Genomic DNA, 14,815 nt, shown 5'->3' with positions numbered 1-14,815 from the left:
AGACGCCTTCAGCATGAAGGTTATTCATCGCTGAATTTCCTTGAGCTTCTCGGCCATCTTCACACGAACCTCTGCAAGTTCCTTTTCCAGATCGTCAATCTCCGCCTGCACCGCATCGATGTCAATCGCCTCTTCTTCCTCAAAGGTATCCACATAACGAGGAATATTGAGGTTGAAGTCGTTCTCCTTGATCTCGGCGAACTCAGCGAGATGGGCATATTTTTCTTTCTCAGCCCGAACGGCGTAAGTCGCCATAATCTTTGTCAGATGCTCTTCGCTCAGCGTATTCTGATTCTTGCCTGAGACAAACTCACGGCTCGCATCGACGAAGAGGACGTTTTTACACTCTTCCCGAATGCCGCCTTTTTCACGGGAACGGTCAAACACCAGAACCGCTACCGGGATGTTGGTAGTCGGGAACAGGTTGCCCGGCAGGCCGATGACAGCGTCCAGCAGGTTTTCCTCGATCATTTTCTGGCGGATACGCCCTTCGGCTGCACCTCTGAACAGCACGCCATTTGGAACCACCACAGCCACCCTTCCCTCTTTTTCGAGAGCGATTTCCACCATGTGACTGATAAAGGCCCAGTCACCTTTGCTCCTGGGCGGAACCCCACGCCAGAACCGAGTGTACTGATCGCTCTCGGCATTTTCAGCCCCCCACTTATCCAGCGAGAACGGCGGATTAGCCACCACGCAGTTGAACTTCATCAGGCGGTCGTTCTCAACCAGCAACGGGCTGTTCAGGGTATCGCACCACTCGATGCGTGCGCTGTCGAAGCTGTGCAGGAACATGTTCATCCGGCAAAGCGCCCAGGTGCTGCCGTTGGACTCCTGTCCGAAAAGGGCAAAGTTGCGGTTGCCAACCTGTTTGGCTGCCTTAATCAAAAGGCCGCCTGACCCGCAGGCCGGATCACAGATGCGGTCGCCCGGTTTCGGCGCTGCCAGCCTCGCCACAAGCTCGGTCACCTTCAGCGGCGTAAAGAACTCTCCGGCCTTCTTGCCCGAATCCGAAGCGAAGCGCTCGATCAGGTAGATGTAGGTATTGCCGATGACATCTTCGGAAATCCGGGACGGACGCATATCGAGCTGCGGTTTGTGGAAATCCTCCAGCAGCTGTTTCAGGCGGCGGTTCCGGTCTTTTGTCTTGCCGAGATTCGCCTCGCTGTTGAAATCGATATTCCTGAATACCCCTTCGAGCTTGGCTCTGTTATTTTCCTCGATATGATCGAGCACGATGTTGATCAGCTCGCCGATGTTCGATGCCGCCCTGCGCTCATAAAGGCTGCTGTAGGTCGCCCTGAAGGTATCGAGCACCGTGACCACCCCCGTCTTTTCGTCCTTTTCCGTAAGCATCACTTCCGGCAGTACAAACCGCTCGCGTTCCAGTTTGCGGAGAATACGTTCATCATCATCTCCATAGAGTTTCTGGTACTCATCGTAGTGATCCTGCCAGACATCGGAGATGTACTTCAGAAAGAGCATCACCAGGATGTAGTCCTTGTACTGCGACGGGTCGACAACCCCACGAAAGGTGTCACACGCCGCCCAGGCTGCGTTGTTGATGTCTTTCTGATCTAACTTACTGGTCATATTTTATTCTCCTTTTACACACTGCATAAGTAATTCTGAAATATACTGACCCCGTTTTTCAGCCAGCACATGAAGCAGGAAGAGCTCACGGGCCGACAAGGACGACATTTCCACGATGTTTTTCTGGCTCGATAAATCCGGGACAAAAACCTCCAGTTCATCCAGGGCCTCCTTTCCAATCATTTTCTGCGCCGTCCCTATCGATCTGCTATGCAGAAAAGACTGTGCATCACGCTGATTGATGTACCAGTTCAGATATTCTGGCAAAACCCTGTCGGGATTCTCGACTCTGATCCTCAGCAAGGGAGAGGCAACAACTGTATTGTGCGGCTCTTCAAGCACAATCGCCGAAGTCGTCACCAGCCCACGTGACCGCAATATCAAGTCTCCTTTTCGCACCAGATGATGCTCTTTAACCTCCTTCATATCCACTGTTACCAGATCGCTGCAATCAACCACATGGTCATCACGCAAGTCTTTCATCTGGATAACCGACACATCCCCCGACTCCACAGCCTCAAGACGAGACCGGAACGAGTACCCCATCTGCACCGAGGCAATCTGCTTCAATTGAACCTTCACGACACCCCTTATAAATAAGTAAAAACGCTGTTCCTGTAAGGTATACAAAATTTCCGACATCAAAGCAAGAGATAAAACGCAAAAACATTGTTTCTGCAGCTCAAAAAGCATTGATTGCCGCTTTGTCAGGCGCAGAGGCTCTGCTGCTGTATGATTCAGGAAGGGGCACTGTGCTGGCTTGATCACCAGGCATTGACTGGAGCCGAAAGCCCCCACCCTATACCGTGAGCCGTGAGGATCAACTCACCCCCAATTGTTGCTATCTTCTGCCGCAATCTGTGCACCACCGCTTCAAGTGCCTTGTCCCCCTTGATGTCATTCCTGTAATCCAGCCGCTCGCCGAGTTCCTGACGGGTTGCAGGCCGCGGGCTTGCGTTCACAAGCACTTCCATGAACTCAAACTCATTGATGGTGAGTTTTACTTTTTCGCCGCTGGGCGAGACAAGAACCCATCCATGCTTCAGCAGCCGCCACTCCCACTCCTTCACGACAGCACCCTTTTTTTTAATCTCAACATCAAGGAGATTGGCGACAAGGAGCGGAAGATCCGTAAGGGCATCACCTCTATCCATACAACCGATTGCGCCGGCAAGGTAACCTGCCAGCCGCTTATCATGACTGTCCTCTCCGAGAAGCATCAGAACAGGAATTCCGGTTTTCGTCCGGATATTTCGTGCGAGCACAAAACCACTCTCATCGGAAAGGACCTCATCAATGATGGCAAGAGCAAACTCCTCCTGCTTGAGCAACTTATTGCAATCGGCCGCCGAGCCTATGGCAATCACTCCAGGCACTTCTCGAGTGAGTTGCTCTACGATGCGGTCACGGGACGCTTCATCTCCCTGCACAACGATGATGTTATTCCGACGAAGGAAGGTATCGTGGTCTGGCATGTTACAGGTCCCCCAGATACGTCTTCAGCGCCTGATGCTTTCCTCTTCCCATCTTCTTATGAATCCGGTACCGGATGCTCTCCATTCCCCGCGTGCTGATCCCTCTCCGCCGGGCTATCTCCCGGGTATCGTAGCCGAGCTTGATGAAAAGCAGGACCAATGCGTCCTTCGGCGAGATGTTGGGATGCTTTGCCTCCAGCCGCTTAAGGAATCCGACATCCGAATTCGTGAGTAGGGTGCCGCACCGTTCTTCCATTTGTGAATGCTCAATCAACCGAACCAACATATCGGAGATCCGACGCTTGGTGTCGGCCTGGATATCTGACGCATGGACCAGGCTGACCAGTTCAATGATCTGCATACGACCGGAGCCGGGGTTGCGTGAGACACGGTCAATCTCCTTAGCCTTTTCGGCTGATACATTGAGAAGTTGATCGAATTGTTCGGCAAGGACAGATTTGGTCATGAGGGTCAAGCATCACTTGGTTCTAATGGGGCAAGCATGCCCACCGCAATCTCGTGCATAATACGCAATACTTGTTTCCACAGCAAAAACAATGCAGTATCGCGATAGAAATCACCAATCAGATGTGACTTGCCAGCAATCGAGGCAGCGGCTCAGGGTAGATAGAGAGGGGCAAAACAATCCGAAGCCTACTGTGGTGGACATTGAAAGGTCGGCAGGTTATGGGGCGGTGTGGTTGTAGCCTGTCACGCGAACTACCAGACGGAGCGCGGGGCGCACGCAGTCCCTTTACCATTCCCACTCAAGGGGCATACTCCCGCTTTCGAGGCTTGCGCCAGAGCTTTCCTGTGGCGAATTATCGTACCCCCCCTCATTGGGGGGGGGGGGGGGGTAAATCAGGAGTCACGAGAGTGTGATTTACCATCTCAGTGAGGGCACTCACTCTAAAAGGTTTGCGGATGAAGTTCACGCCTTCCTTAAGCGCTCCCATCGGAGCGATGCTTTCGGGGATATGCCCCGACATGTAGATGCATCGAAGGGCGGGACTCTCTGACAATATCACTGCGCTCATTTCAATTCCGTTCATTCCCGGCATCTGCACATCAGTCAGTAGCAGATTGAGGTGTGCTTTATGAACATCGGCAATCAGAATGGCTTTTTCTGCATTGTCAGAGGCCCAGACCGTGTAGCCTTCACGCTCCAACATTCTTTGCAGCATGGCCAGTATATCGTGTTCATCGTCCACGACAAGTATGGTTTTCTTCCTGCAATCCATTGGGTTTCCCGTCATGTCCGGAATGGTTTAGTGCACAAAAGAAATCTCTTATGGCGTCCAAACTACTATCCCACATAGGACAGAAACTGTCCGGGGTGCGATTCTTTATTAAAGAAGCGGAAGGGATCTGCCAGACTACAGACTCCCCAGATACGTCTTGATCGACTCATGCTTCCCCCTGCCAATCTTCTTGTGCAGCCGGTAGCGGACGCTTTTAATCCCCCGCGGACTGATTCCGTTCCGCCGAGCGATTTCACGGGCATCATACCCGTTCTTGATGAACATGCATACGATCGCATCCCTCGCATTGAGACTGGGATGCTGCTCCTGAAGACGCTTGATAAATGCAGCATCTGACCTGGTCAAGAGAGTCCCGAACCGCTCTTCCATTTGGGACTGCTCAATCAATGCCACCAACACATCGGTCACTGAGCGCTTCGTTGCATCTGGAATTTCCGTTGCGTGAATCACTCCTTCCAGTGCAATGATCTGCATACGGCCGGACCCGGGCCCCGGGGCTCCGTATTGCCCGCACAATCGCCTAGGCCTTTACGGTTGATACGTTGAGAAGGTTCGTGTATTCCTCAGCGAGGTGAGGGTTGGTCATGGTTGTCAGGCATCCCTTGGTTAGAATGAACCAGCTCCAAATCCGTTCACTCCAGAGCTGCGGCCATAGGGGTTCACATATTGATCATAGTACGCAATACTTGCTTACGACGCAAAAACAATGCATTATGGTGATAGAATTTTTAAACCCACATTTGCTGACACTTTAAGCGAAATCAATCTCAATGCAACCCATCGCACAGTGATTCAATACTCTGAAGACTGAGAGCCTGTAACGAGAGAAAAAATGCTTGACCAACATGCAATGACGCATCATTCACATGGATCATCGGTCTTCTAGTGATCCATGAACGGCATCAGATTTGGGCGAATGGACGGGGTGGATGCATAGGGCTCAGCGGCAGATCGGATGCAGTCTATCAAACCAAAGAGTTTGCATTTTTGGCTTTCCAGGGAACTGCTGGCCCTGAGCTGAGTATTTGCATCGCTGTCGAGATGCGCATGAAGTGCATCCAGCCCCTGACTGGTTTTGCACCGTCCCCTGGATGGGGGGCCTGAAATGGAAGATATTTGGACTTCTATAAAAATTGCTACGATGGCATTACCGCTCGACTAGCTCACAAATGCTTATGCCCAGCGCCTTAGCTATCTGAGTAGCCACATACAGCGTAACGTTCTTTTCTCCCCTTTCCACTATCCCGATGTAGGACCTGTGAAGCCCGGCACGCTCTGCCAGCTCCTCCTGTGAGGATCCAAGGTGATAACGTCGGGCATGGACTGCATGTCCGAAGCCTACAGCATAGAATTGTTGTGCGGTCATATCGATAGTGTCTGGATTCTGATCCTGTGTGTCCATTGACTGCACTGATGACTCCCCTCCCCTCCAACCCATCTCATCAATAGTGATGAGCCAGTCTACCAACACCCCTACTCTCTTTTTCGAAATACGTTTAAAGCAGAATCAGATGTCGGATCAAATACAGTGTAAGATCTCCATCAATACATATTGCATACAATCACACAATGCGAAAGATATCGGTCAAGACTCCTCATCATGCTCTGACAGCCACGTCTTCCCTTTCTCTGTAACCACATAGCGTTGGAACGGACTATTTGGCTTGTCTGAATCGGTCATTGCCAACCACCCATGCTGAATGCCGGGAAGAATATGGCGACTGTAATTCGTAGTGTGATAAGCAAGCCCCAAGTGCGTCAGTATCTCTTTTCTGGTTCGAGGCAGATTGCAATACCGAAGCAGGGGTGCCATGGAAGAGGCAATATCGGAGACTTCGACACCTTCGACACTAACTTCGACACCTTCGACACTAGCTTCGACACTAGCTTCGACACTCGCGAGTTCATGAACAGGAAGAACCGTTAAAAAATAGGTGCACTGATCGTCCGTTTCAAGGACCGGCGCCGGTGAGCCATTGACCTCCATAGCCTTTTTTATCGTTGGAATTCCTGTCCCCCTTCCTTCCGTCAAATGGAGCTCCTTGAGGAAATCCCCCACCCGCCTGTTGCGGTAGTCCCTTGCAACGAGCCTTATGTTCTGGGCAAGGAGCTCTGCTGTCACGGGCGGCACAGGGCCCGGGAAGCTCAGGATTTCAATTTTGTCCGGCCAGATCTGCACCTCGATCGGGTTGCCGAGTTCATAGCTTTTGTGATAGACGGCATTGGCCAGAGCCTCTTCAACTGCCGCGAAGGGGAAATTGTAGAACCGCGATGCTTCAGCTTGACCTGGTTCCTTCCGGACCCGTTCCTCGATGATGTGCGTGCGAATGAAATCAAGCGCCTCGCGAAGCTGGACATGAATCGGCCCCTTGAAGTATCGTTCGGCGAATTCCTTGCCGGCTTCATCTTTCCGGATCACCACTTCAATCCAGGTTCTTGGAAAGAAGCGGTCGGGCGTACGCGAAAAGAACAGGAGCCCGACATTCAGTGGGCGCAGTGCTTCATCAGCTCCCCTGACGATGTTCATGAGCCGGCATAGGTTCATAAATGGCATCCCGGCACTTTCTTCGAAAAGGTCGCTTTTCACCTCCCCAAGAAAACTCCGGATCAAACCAAGATCAAGATCCCGCAACGATGCAGTTGGATGCACCCGGTCATCGTAAGGAATGCGAGTGGCCAGTTCCTGCAGACGCCGAACACTGTCGCCCTTTGCCTGAACCGTTCTGGATCCACTCCTGATATAATGGTGCCGGGGTTGCGGCCCGTGGCCCAAACTTGCAGGTGCCGTATACGGCCTGATCTCTCCGGCAGGACAATACAGCACCAGGATATGCCTGCCGTTAAACAGATACGGCTGGAGACGGGGCAAGTAGTGTGGATCAATCCGGTGGCACAGCTGGGTGATCTCACCCTGCATCCTGTCTATGGTATCGGGATCGAGGCCTGCAGGTGGCAGAACGGGACGGCCATGCTGCTCTTCAATGCCGACAATGATGTAGCCGCCTCCCCAGTTATGGATATCATTGGCAAACGCGCACATGGTATGCATGACATCTTCAGGGTTCCAGCCTTGCTTGAATTCAAGACGCTCCCATTCAATGACCTGCCCATTGATCAATTCGTCGATATTGATGGCAAGACCCATGGCTACATGTCGATCTGAGGATTGTTATGGCTACCGGTATTGTCACAAGGTACACATACGCAGAAAAAAAACGAATCACTCCCCTCCCCCACCGTCCCGCATTCTGCGTCACCCTTTTGAGAACCATCAATCCGGACTCACACTCATCAATACTGCCCACATAATTTCAATCATACAATCGTACATCCGGACACCCACCGCCAGAGAACGTACACTCCAGCCCTCATCGACATGGATTCCCTTCTGCCCTTTGTCATGATTTTTGAAGCGCAAAAATGCATGCCAGCAGTCATTCATTCCGTCCATCGCCGAGCAGGGCTGGAGCAGGCCTTCGGCCCTCCATAGCATGGTGCTCGTCTGAACCCGATTACCGGTTCAGATCAGCACAACGAATTCACATTGGGTAAAGATGATCCTCAGGCATCATGCATCATGCAGACATGCGCACAATCCGTACTGTCTGCATTACATATAAACATCAATACAGAAAGCATACAATCCAACAGGTCGACCACATATTCCAGTCGACCCGTTGAAGAAACACTCGAACCGCCGTGCCGCTCTGGCACGGCGGAAAACGATGTCATGTCCGCGTAGCGGATGAACATGGTAAATCATCCCCGGAGGGGGGGCATACGATAGGCCAGTTTGCCTTTTTGCGCAAGGGTCTTTCGCTTCCGCTCTTCGTTTGTGCAGCTCTCTTCCTCCCTTGCGCAAAAAGTTTGCCTGTCCTCGGGAGAGCCTCTGTCCCCCCGGGGAATGTGATTTGAACAGCAGACTTCACGCAACACTAGCCATTTACCACCATGTCACGCACTCTTACCCTCCCGCTCTTTGCCGCAGAAGAAAAGAAGGTCTTCATCCCACGGTACAACATCAAGCTCATCAAGGAGTCCGAAGTATACTATGAGCAGAGAATCACGGGAGCAGCGGTAGTCTGTGAGCTCCTTAAAATCATCGGCCTGCATGAGCGGGCTTGCGAGGAGTTCCATTCCTTTTATCTGAACACCAAAAATGAGGTGATCGGCATGGAGATGATCAGCAAGGGAACGCTGAACGCATCACTGGTTCATCCGAGAGAAGTGTTCAAGGGAGCTATTCTGGCGAATGCCAATGCCATCATCGTGGCACACAATCACCCGTCAGGCGATGTACAGCCGAGCACGGCAGACAAGAGCGTCACCAAAACCCTGGTGAACGCCGGCAAGCTGCTCGACATTCAAGTCTTTGACCATGTCATCATCGGGAGCAAAAGCGGCTATTTCAGCTTCAGGGAAGCGGCCCTGATTGACGGGTAAGCCCTCCGAACAGGGGCCCGGCAAGAGCCGGGCCTTCTGTTTCAGGGGTGATACTACTCCCCTACCCTATCACGGCGCTCTGTCGCGTTACAGCCGGCCCTGCCGTTGGACTTCGGACCAGACAAACAATCCCGGGGCTCTGGGCCCTCATCTCCATGGATCATAGCTGCCACCCTTTCTTTTCAGAGACAAACCGCCACCGCATCCAAAATGGATCAGTATCGGACAACACGGCCCGCAATCGCTGTTCAAGTGCTGCTGCCTCGGCGTTACTGAGCTGTTCGTCACTCAGGGCACGGGCTGCGTCATCCAAAGCGCTCTCCGCTTCGATCGAATACCCTGACTTCATGTCAAACGCCTCACTGGTCAGCCAACTGCGGGCGTCTCCCTTTCTGGCATACTGCCTCCGGGTCAGTTCAACTGCATTATCGACCAGGTCAAGGTCAAACCATGCGTCTTCGGTTTGATCAAACAAGGGCTCTACTGATGCCATGATCAATGGAGAGTGCGTAACGGCAATCAACTGGAGATTGGCAGCGTCAGTCAACTGGTCCATGACCTTCAAGAGGGCCGGGATCACCGTCCGTTGCCATTTAGGATGCAAGTGCGATTCGACCTCATCGATCAGAAACACCGCGTTCGCGACATTGGCTACGGGCCTCTTGCCCGATATGGCTGTTGATGCGTCGGTATGCTCATCCCATGCGACGCCATCAGAAGACTCGCCAAGCAAGTCTTTGGCTTTTATATGCTCCTGCCAGCACCAGACAAGGAAATAGGCCAGAGAAATAATCCGTCGCATACCGGACGATGCATGAACGACGGGGACCTCCTGCCCATAGGGCATGAGCAGTGTGGGCATATCGCGAACATCGTCCATGCTGATGCGGGTCAACGATCCCGGAACCATTTTTTCTATAGCGGATGGTGAGAGCACCTCCAGCACCGAGATCAGGGATTCATAAGCCCTCCCCTTCTCTTTCTGCCAGCTCGACCAGTCACGGATCAGACCATTGCAAAGCCATGTCCCGTCCTCACGCTGCAATCCGTCCCACACCTCTTTCTGGCTGACGACATACGCTGGTGGCCGACCCTGACCTTCTGCGGTTTTCGCTTTCGAGTAGTTGCGAGCCGGGTCCCAGACGGCAAAGCTGCCATCGGCCAATGCATACAATACCAGGCCCGGATGTGCTGGTCGACCCTGTGGGACGGTCCAGCTTTGTCCCCGAGACTCAAACGTACCGGTATAGTCCTTCGTGGTCGAAGCTGCTGAAAACGAAAAATCAATTTCAGCTTTGAGCTTTTTATCAGTGGGCAAGGCCACCTTGCCGGAGGTCAATTTGGGATTCAGCTCGGCCGGCCACTTGCCGGTCATGACCCACCAGGCAATATCCAGCAAGAAACTCTTCCCCAAGCCGTTATCGCCTGTAAGCAGATTCAGTCTCCGGCCGAACTCCAGTTCCATCTTTGGCGCCGGGCCGACATTGGACATTTTGAGATGTTTAATCATATGAGCGGTGCTTCACTGCCTGTTCGACATGTTATCCGGCCAAGGGCCGTTTAAGCGCCTGAACTCGGGGGTCATAATAATGTGGCATGTTGAAAACGCACACAATCGCGTCAGCTCATGTATTTGAGTGTACTGTCCGTTTCGTTGGCACAAGTTAAGCACACGAAGCAAGAAAACGACGCACGCCCCTTTCTTGGACTGCATCAGAAGCTATAAATGAGCGGAACGCAACACCGCTATGCCCTTTTAAAAACTCATCGCACCAGACAGTAAACCCACTCTTACAATACCACCATCAATATTGTCATCATGACATCAATCTATCAATATAGAAAGCAGTCAAGGCATATTGTTGCGGGCAGGGGACATGATCCAGCCGCCTTGCTTGACTGTAACCATCCCGTCCCAGGGTCCAGCGTCATCCATGCCTTATGTATCGAAAACGGGCCCTCCCCTATCCACCTTGTGCCATGGACTCTTATGCTTTGCATATTAAAGAGCTTTTCGAGAGACCAAACAGGATGCAGCATTCATATCAAGAGGCATACAAGCATTCACGACGTCAATCATACAATACAACAAGCACACATTAATACCCTGCATACAATACAGATTGTAATACATCTTACAGTATTGATTGGCAGATATCTTCACAACACTCATTCCATCAAGAAGAATCCCCAACATTCATTCATAACAACAACCCCGGGCCGTCCTCCCTGAAAGTCCCCGCCCACCAGATAGTGGTGCATCATGAAACAAATATGTATTGTCGTACTGATGGAGTGTAGACATTACGACAACCACACATCACTTCATTCCAACAATATATTCAGATTCATTGAGAACGAGAGCGAGTATCCGTATCATTCCAGTGAAGCGACATCACCACATTCAGAGGAGCACCGAACATGAATGAACCGAGGCAGGGGAGACAGAACAGGCAGGAGGGAGCTGATAATCACTCAGAAAAACAGGCACATCATGTTTACCCCATAGTGGAAAATCAAATGTTCACACAGCTGCCAGAGGATGAGGAGCCGGTGATATACCAGACGACACGACCGATTGACATGACAAGAACAGTCCATCCGCCCAAAAAAGGGAGCGCTGGAGCCTCTGAGGCGCAAGGTTAACCATGCATCTATATGCTGGCATGCCGTTCTGCCATCAAGCCGTGGTCCGCACCCCAATCTAATGCGGCTGCCCCCGCATGCCAGATTCTAACCCGCAGGTTCTCCCCGAACCATACAGCCGGGCACAAACTGACTGGCCATCCAGAGAAGTATCATACGCTATAAAGGGAACAGCGGGGCAGGGGAGTGAAGAAGAATGCCCATGGTCTGCTCCTCGCCTCCCGGAATCATGCTGAACTCAATCCCCGTCACATTCGCCCACAAAGCCCCACGTACATTGAGGCTCACTGGAAATCAACCCGCTGGAGGCGCTCCTTATTTCTTACATTCAGACATTCTTACAATACTTCTTTGCGGCATAACGACGGAATGTATTGCAATATTGCACTATTGTTGTTATTATAGAGGCATAACATTCCGCATTTCATTCTTGAATACATTCAATCCAGAAGGAATGAAGACAATCGCCATGATTTCACAGAAGGGGGGAGCAGGGAAAACGACCCTGACGCTCAACCTTGCTGTTGCAGCAGAGCTGAGTGGGCTTTCGTGCGCCGTCATTGACCTCGACCCCCAGGCCAGCGCAATGGGCTGGCAGGATACCAGAGAAAAAGAAACCCCCGTCGTCATCTCCGCCCAAGCCTCCCGCATACAGGATATTCTGCAAACGGCAAAGGATCACGGCGCTGACCTGACGCTCATCGACACCGCTCCCCATTCAGATTCGGCCGCCCTGCAGGCCGCAAGGGCAGCTGATCTCGTACTGATTCCATGCAGACCATCAATTCTCGATCTCCGGGCCATTGCATCATCGGTTGACATCGCGACCATGGCCAAGAAGCCGGCCATTGCCGTCCTGAACTCTGTTCCGCCACGAGGATCGCTCACCGAAGAAGCTTTAGAGGCCATCAAGAGCTATGGCCTGGACATAGCCCCCGAACAACTCGGACAACGTGCGGCTTTCGTTCATTCCCTCACGCTCGGACTGGCCGTAATGGAATACGAACCCTCCGGCAAAGCAGCACAAGAGATCGAAGCAATCTACAAATGGGCCTGTATGCACCTCGGAATTAAACCGACACAGAAGAAAGGAGAAAAATCATGACCACAAAGAAACCATCCCTTGCGGCGGCATTGCGGCAGAAAAGCGAGCCGAAAGATGCCATGCCGATCAGCACCAGAACTGAACCCGCTGAGGCAATCGTATCAGGCATTAGAACCACGACGACAGCACCAAACCGGATTGGCAAGAAATCCATCACCGGATGGTTCGATGCCGAAGTGCTCAAGCAGCTTAAAATGATCGGCCTCGAGCATGACATGTCCATCCAGCAAATGGTCGGGGATGCGCTCAATGACTTTTTCGCCAAGCATGGCAAATCCCAGATCGCGAAATAGCTCCTGCACGACACGGCAGGGGAGGGGAGTGGTGATGGGGGAATTCTTTGGGCAAGGATAATATTTTAGTGATATTACATCACAAGCGGTCAAGCGAAGTACCTCACCGGTGCAACTCCATCGAGCTCAACGCCTCCTTGACCTGCAAAAACCATCGCTTGCCCTGTAGTTCATCGGCTCAAGAGCGACACAGAACAACTTCTTTTTAATCTCAGTAAAAAGAAACGGGAAAAAGATTACGCGATGGGTACCAATGACAAACTCCAGAAACTCTTTGCTGAAGCGGTTGCCATAGAGGCTGAATCCGCCAAGGAAGCTGGTGCGTTAAGTTACATGGCCCGATCCATGGTCATGGCTACGCTGCCACACCGTAAGGTCGAGGGTAATGAATTTATCCGCCAGAACGGCGACTTCACCCTCTCCCTCATGTCTCCCACGCATATTGGCCTGCCGTTTGGCTCGATACCCCGCCTGCTGGTGGCCTGGGTAACAACGGAAGCTGTCAGGACCAAACAACGCGAACTCATTCTGGGTGATTCACTCAGCGAGTTCATGCGGGCGCTTGACCTCGTCCCGACCGGTGGACGGTGGGGAACCATCACGAGACTCAAGGAACAGATGGCCCGGCTCTTCGCATCATCAGTCACCTGCAGCTATGCCGACGGAAAACGATTTGCGTTCCAGTCCGTTCAGGTCGTTGACCGGGCATCGCTCTGGTGGGACCCTAAAACCCCCGAACAGTCCACACTCTGGCAATCGGCCATCGTACTGGGTGAGCATTTCTTCAAGGAGATCATCGAAAGCCCTGTTGCTGTCGACATGCGAGCACTCAAAGTGCTCAAGCAATCGCCGATGGCACTCGATATCTATACACTGCTGACTTACAGAATGAGCTATCTGCGCAAGTCCACCGCCATACCCTGGGACGGAATGCAGCAACAGCTTGGATCGGACTATGCCCAAACCCCGGAAGGACTCAGGAATTTCAAAAAGAAGTTCATCAAAGCCCTCAGCATGGTGCATGTCGTCTACCCTGACGCAAATATAGACGTCACGGAAACAGGCCTGATCCTCAAGCCCAGCAAAACCCATGTACCGATGCTGATCAAATAGCCTGTACGCATAAACGGTACCGGCACAACAGACAGAAAAGGGGCAGCATCCAGCACCACCCCAAGACAGGTGCGCATAAATGGAACCGCCCTCCGGGCAGCTCCGCATCAACCACCACCTCACTTACAGACAAGAGACGAGCGGCGACGGGGTCAATACCCATCCCGCATAAGATGGAACCGGTCCAATTCAGGCAGGGAGCATCACTACGCATAAACGGAACCGCCGGATACGCATAAATGGAACCGCTTGATGATCGGGAACGCAGCATTGAACGCATAAACGGAACCGTTCAACACTGGATTGCAGTTTCCAGCACACGCATATCTGGAACCGCCACAGTTGCGAAGATGACGCTCGGGAGTACCAGGCATGACAATGGGCTCTGGAGGTATTGGGAGAAGAAGTTCCGCATAAATGGAACCGCGTCAGGCTCGAATGATGGTGACCTTAATGCCAAAATTAGTCGTTATGATCGTGGTCAATGTGTATGACAGATGAGGAAAGAACGGAAAGCGACACATGCCCGGATCACGATACAACAGCACGCATAAATGGAACCGGTCCGACACAAAAAAAGCGGCTGGGACTATGCAAGAACTGAGCCTCGGTGCGCATAAACGGAACCGGCATGCGGTCGACAAAAACGCCCCCAGTACCCATGGATCTGACAGCTGACGAGATGAAAAACATGCTCATGAATTGCACTATACCCGCACTCTTCCGTGCATGAAAAGCCGTACAGTTCAGGAGCAATATATAGTGGTCCCCGATTTTTAGACAGCTGTTTAAGTTGGTAACTTGCTCAAAAGAGGAGCAAGTAAATGACCAAAAGGAAACGCAACAGCTTCAGCAGTGACTTCAAGGCCAAGGTGGCCCTTGAGG

At 52.1% G+C, this 14,815-nt stretch carries 13 protein-coding genes; 4 read left to right on the top strand and 9 right to left on the bottom strand.

Annotated features, from left to right (window positions below):
* Positions 1-24 precede the first annotated feature (24 nt).
* From E0L29_RS10620 to E0L29_RS10585, 8 genes are all read right to left on the bottom strand, one after another.
* Positions 25-1,593, bottom strand: a complete 1,569-nt coding sequence (locus E0L29_RS10620; RefSeq protein WP_131358803.1) for a type I restriction-modification system subunit M — start codon at positions 1,591-1,593, stop codon at positions 25-27.
* A gap of 3 nt (positions 1,594-1,596) precedes the next feature.
* Positions 1,597-2,361 carry a restriction endonuclease subunit S gene (locus tag E0L29_RS10615; RefSeq protein ID WP_242664374.1) on the bottom strand — a complete coding sequence of 255 codons (765 nt, stop codon included), beginning with the start codon at positions 2,359-2,361 and terminating at the stop codon, positions 1,597-1,599.
* The gene (locus E0L29_RS10610; protein WP_131358800.1) at positions 2,358-3,068 is read right to left on the bottom strand and encodes a winged helix-turn-helix domain-containing protein; all 711 of its coding nucleotides are present in this window, start codon (positions 3,066-3,068) and stop codon (positions 2,358-2,360) included. The genes E0L29_RS10615 and E0L29_RS10610 overlap by 4 nt, the downstream gene beginning before the upstream one ends.
* Position 3,069: 1 nt before the next feature.
* Entirely contained in the window at positions 3,070-3,534 is a 465-nt protein-coding gene (locus tag E0L29_RS10605; protein WP_131358842.1) for a response regulator receiver protein, read from the bottom strand.
* A gap of 370 nt (positions 3,535-3,904) precedes the next feature.
* Complete coding sequence (locus E0L29_RS10600) at positions 3,905-4,324, bottom strand: response regulator (protein WP_131358797.1); 420 nt, start codon at positions 4,322-4,324, stop codon at positions 3,905-3,907.
* Between the two features lie 120 nt (positions 4,325-4,444).
* Positions 4,445-4,804: a response regulator receiver protein gene (locus tag E0L29_RS10595; protein WP_131358794.1), complete on the bottom strand. Its 360-nt coding sequence runs from the start codon at positions 4,802-4,804 to the stop codon at positions 4,445-4,447.
* Positions 4,805-5,477: 673 nt separating this feature from the next.
* A complete protein-coding gene (locus E0L29_RS10590) occupies positions 5,478-5,801 on the bottom strand; it encodes a helix-turn-helix transcriptional regulator (protein ID WP_242664373.1) in 324 nt (107 codons plus the stop codon).
* 114 nt (positions 5,802-5,915) lie between these two features.
* Complete coding sequence (locus tag E0L29_RS10585; RefSeq protein ID WP_131358791.1) at positions 5,916-7,475, bottom strand: RNA-binding domain-containing protein; 1,560 nt, start codon at positions 7,473-7,475, stop codon at positions 5,916-5,918.
* Between the two features lie 806 nt (positions 7,476-8,281).
* Between E0L29_RS10585 and E0L29_RS10580 the strand changes: the two genes are divergently transcribed.
* Positions 8,282-8,773, top strand: coding sequence for a JAB domain-containing protein (locus E0L29_RS10580; protein WP_131358788.1), 492 nt, complete (start codon positions 8,282-8,284; stop codon positions 8,771-8,773).
* A gap of 160 nt (positions 8,774-8,933) precedes the next feature.
* On the opposite strand, the gene E0L29_RS10575 is transcribed toward E0L29_RS10580, so the two are convergent.
* Complete coding sequence (locus tag E0L29_RS10575; RefSeq protein ID WP_131358785.1) at positions 8,934-10,283, bottom strand: ATP-binding protein; 1,350 nt, start codon at positions 10,281-10,283, stop codon at positions 8,934-8,936.
* A 1,590-nt stretch (positions 10,284-11,873) separates the two neighbouring features.
* On the opposite strand from E0L29_RS10575, the gene parA reads away from it, so the two are divergent.
* The 3 genes from parA to E0L29_RS10560 all read left to right on the top strand — a co-directional run bounded on the left by parA (position 11,874) and on the right by E0L29_RS10560 (position 13,930).
* Positions 11,874-12,524: a ParA family partition ATPase gene (gene parA / locus E0L29_RS10570; RefSeq protein WP_131358782.1), complete on the top strand. Its 651-nt coding sequence runs from the start codon at positions 11,874-11,876 to the stop codon at positions 12,522-12,524.
* Complete coding sequence (locus E0L29_RS10565; RefSeq protein ID WP_131358779.1) at positions 12,521-12,817, top strand: ribbon-helix-helix domain-containing protein; 297 nt, start codon at positions 12,521-12,523, stop codon at positions 12,815-12,817. The genes parA and E0L29_RS10565 overlap by 4 nt, the downstream gene beginning before the upstream one ends.
* A 243-nt stretch (positions 12,818-13,060) precedes the next feature.
* Positions 13,061-13,930 (top strand): replication protein RepA, encoded by an 870-nt coding sequence (locus E0L29_RS10560; protein ID WP_131358776.1) that lies wholly within the window; start codon positions 13,061-13,063, stop codon positions 13,928-13,930.
* Positions 13,931-14,815 lie beyond the last annotated feature (885 nt).

This window comes from Chlorobium sp. N1 (assembly GCF_004332115.1).
GTDB lineage: Bacteria > Bacteroidota > Chlorobiia > Chlorobiales > Chlorobiaceae > Chlorobium.
Note: the sequence above shows the minus strand (reverse complement) of the source record. Positions and strands in the feature narration are given on the sequence as shown.

What these genes read in the sequence shown, in the direction of transcription:
- E0L29_RS10565 (WP_131358779.1), top strand. Translation starts at nt 12,521, where the DNA reads ATGACCACAAAGAAACCATCCCTTGCGGCGGCATTGCGGCAGAAAAGC.
- E0L29_RS10585 (WP_131358791.1), bottom strand. Translation starts at nt 7,475, where the DNA reads ATGGGTCTTGCCATCAATATCGACGAATTGATCAATGGGCAGGTCATT.
- E0L29_RS10575 (WP_131358785.1), bottom strand. Translation starts at nt 10,283, where the DNA reads ATGATTAAACATCTCAAAATGTCCAATGTCGGCCCGGCGCCAAAGATG.
- parA (WP_131358782.1), top strand. Translation starts at nt 11,874, where the DNA reads ATGAAGACAATCGCCATGATTTCACAGAAGGGGGGAGCAGGGAAAACG.
- E0L29_RS10600 (WP_131358797.1), bottom strand. Translation starts at nt 4,324, where the DNA reads ATGACGGGAAACCCAATGGATTGCAGGAAGAAAACCATACTTGTCGTG.
- E0L29_RS10580 (WP_131358788.1), top strand. Translation starts at nt 8,282, where the DNA reads ATGTCACGCACTCTTACCCTCCCGCTCTTTGCCGCAGAAGAAAAGAAG.
- E0L29_RS10595 (WP_131358794.1), bottom strand. Translation starts at nt 4,804, where the DNA reads ATGCAGATCATTGCACTGGAAGGAGTGATTCACGCAACGGAAATTCCA.
- E0L29_RS10610 (WP_131358800.1), bottom strand. Translation starts at nt 3,068, where the DNA reads ATGCCAGACCACGATACCTTCCTTCGTCGGAATAACATCATCGTTGTG.
- E0L29_RS10605 (WP_131358842.1), bottom strand. Translation starts at nt 3,534, where the DNA reads ATGACCAAATCTGTCCTTGCCGAACAATTCGATCAACTTCTCAATGTA.
- E0L29_RS10560 (WP_131358776.1), top strand. Translation starts at nt 13,061, where the DNA reads ATGGGTACCAATGACAAACTCCAGAAACTCTTTGCTGAAGCGGTTGCC.
- E0L29_RS10620 (WP_131358803.1), bottom strand. Translation starts at nt 1,593, where the DNA reads ATGACCAGTAAGTTAGATCAGAAAGACATCAACAACGCAGCCTGGGCG.